This is a genomic window from Spirillospora sp. NPDC047279 (genome assembly GCF_040643285.1).
Lineage (GTDB): Bacteria > Actinomycetota > Actinomycetes > Streptosporangiales > Streptosporangiaceae > Spirillospora.
Window position 1 is genome coordinate 1 of record NZ_JBEYUA010000051.1, and the last position, 1,061, is coordinate 1,061.

A 1,061-nucleotide genomic window follows, 5' to 3' on the forward strand; every position below is an offset into this window, starting at 1 on the left:
AAGGTGGGGCCGGCGATTGGGACGAAGTCGTAACAAGGTAGCCGTACCGGAAGGTGCGGCTGGATCACCTCCTTTCTAAGGAGCACCTCTGGCTCAGGCAGTCCACCTCGTGTGGGGTCTGGGTCAGTAGCCACTGTCGGTAGCGAATGTCTGCCGGGTGGCTGCTCATAGATGTGGAGCACTGGCTACTCACCAGCATCCTGGTGCCGACCGGCAAGTACCGCCTCGTAAAGGGGAGTGGGAACGACGGTTCGGGGTCGGGGAGCTGGTGGACACGCTGTTGGGTCCTGAGGAAACGGGCCCTTCAGCCCCTGAACGTCGATCGTTGTGGTCGGTGGGAGGGGGCTGGGTTGTTTCTTCTGGATTGCGGGACCAGGTCCCGGCCTGATGTGAGTTGGGTCGGCTTGGTTGTCCCGGTTGTTTTTTGAGAACTGCACAGTGGACGCGAGCATCTCTGAACGAGATCTCCCTTGTTTTGTGAGGGGGTTCTTGTTCTCTGTTGCGATTTGTTTGATCGTTTTGTGTGTTCAAGTTTTTAAGGGCATACGGTGGATGCCTTGGCATCAGGAGCCGATGAAGGACGTGGGAGCCTGCGATATGCCTCGGGGAGTCGGCAACCAGACTTTGATCCGGGGATTTCCGAATGGGGAAACCTGGCACCCGTCATGGGGTGTCGCCGCCTGCTGAATGTATAGGCAGGTTGGTGGGAACGCGGGGAAGTGAAACATCTCAGTACCCGCAGGAAGAGAAAACAATAGTGATTCCGTGAGTAGTGGTGAGCGAAAGCGGATTAGCCTAAACCGTGTACGTGTGATAGCCGGCAGGCGTTGCGTATGTGGGGTTGTGGGGCCATCCGGGGACTACTGCCGTGGTTCCAAGGAGTTACAAACTGCTCGGGTAGTCGAACGGCATGGGAAGGCCGACCGTAGACGGTGAGAGTCCGGTAGACGAAATTCGAGTGGCTTCTGGGTGTGTTCCCGAGTAGCACGGGGCCCGTGAAATCCCGTGTGAATCTGCCACGACCACGTGGTAAGGCTGAATACTTCCTGATGACCGATAGC

At 57.6% G+C, this 1,061-nt stretch carries 2 rRNA genes; both read left to right on the forward strand.

The features are described from left to right. Positions 1-75: ribosomal RNA gene (locus ABZ810_RS47615) — 16S ribosomal RNA — on the forward strand; the annotation flags it as partial. A 450-nt stretch (positions 76-525) separates the two neighbouring features. Further along, positions 526-1,061, forward strand: a 23S ribosomal RNA gene (locus ABZ810_RS47620); the annotation flags it as partial.